Annotated in this window: 2 protein-coding genes; both read right to left on the bottom strand. The window is 68.2% G+C overall.

Annotated features, from left to right (window positions below; translation table 11 throughout):
* A partial coding sequence (locus KIP89_RS01695; protein WP_213753691.1) for an NAD(P)(+) transhydrogenase (Re/Si-specific) subunit beta occupies positions 1 to 885 on the bottom strand: 885 nt, incomplete at its 3' end.
* Positions 886 to 895: 10 nt separating this feature from the next.
* On the bottom strand, positions 896 to 985 hold a 90-nt coding region (locus KIP89_RS01690), incomplete at its 5' end, for a proton-translocating transhydrogenase family protein (protein WP_213753692.1).

The following is a 985-nucleotide window of genomic DNA, read 5'->3' as shown; positions in this document are numbered from 1 at the left end:
CTTGACCGGACGGCTCTCCACCGCGCCGGCCGGGCCGGCCTGCGCGTCGCCGCCGAAGCCGCCGAGGATCACCGAGACGAAGCTGCGGTTCATGCCCTTGCACATGATGTAGGACAGGATCGCGCCCGACGAGCCGACCAGCGCGCCGGTGATGATCAGCGCCGTGTTGCCCAGCGTGAAGCCGATGCCCGCCGCCGCCCAGCCGGAGTAGGAGTTCAGCATCGAGACGACGACCGGCATGTCCGCCCCGCCGATCGGGATGATCAGCAGCCCGCCGAAGATCAGGCTGGCGATCACGATCAGCCAGAACACGGTGTGGCTCTCGGTGATGGTCAGCACCACCACCAGCACCACGATCAGCGCCGCCAGCGCGATGTTGATGAGGTGGCGGCCCGGCAGCAGGATCGGCTTGCCGGACATGTTGCCGTTGAGCTTGGCGAAGGCGATCACCGAGCCGGTGAAGGTGATGGCGCCGATGGCGACGCCGAGACTCATCTCGACCAGCGCCTGCGCGTGGATATGGCCGGGATCGCCGATGCCGAACGCCGCCGGGGCGTAGAGCGCGGCCGCCGCCACCATCACCGCGGCAAGGCCGACCAGCGAGTGGAAGGCCGCCACCAGCTGCGGCATCTGGGTCATCGCGATCTTGCGGGCGATCACCGCGCCGGCGCCGCCGCCAATGGCGAGGCCGCCGATCACCAGCGCCCAGCCGCCCAGCCCCGAGGGCGGCGACGAGGCGAGCGTGGTCAGGATGGCGATGGTCATGCCGACCATGCCGAACATATTGCCCTGGCGCGAGGTGGCGGGGCTGGACAGCCCGCGCAGCGCCATGATGAACAGGACGCCCGAGACGAGGTAGAGCAGCGCGACGATATTGGCGTTCATATCCTCGCCCTCACTTCTTCTTCGAGTACATGGCGAGCATGCGGCTGGTCACCAGGAACCCGCCGAAGATGTTCACGCTGGCCAGAATGAGGCCGAGGAA

Source organism: Ancylobacter radicis (genome assembly GCF_018449475.1).
Classification (GTDB): Bacteria; Pseudomonadota; Alphaproteobacteria; order Rhizobiales; family Xanthobacteraceae; genus Ancylobacter; species Ancylobacter radicis.
Note: the sequence above shows the minus strand (reverse complement) of the source record. Positions and strands in the feature narration are given on the sequence as shown.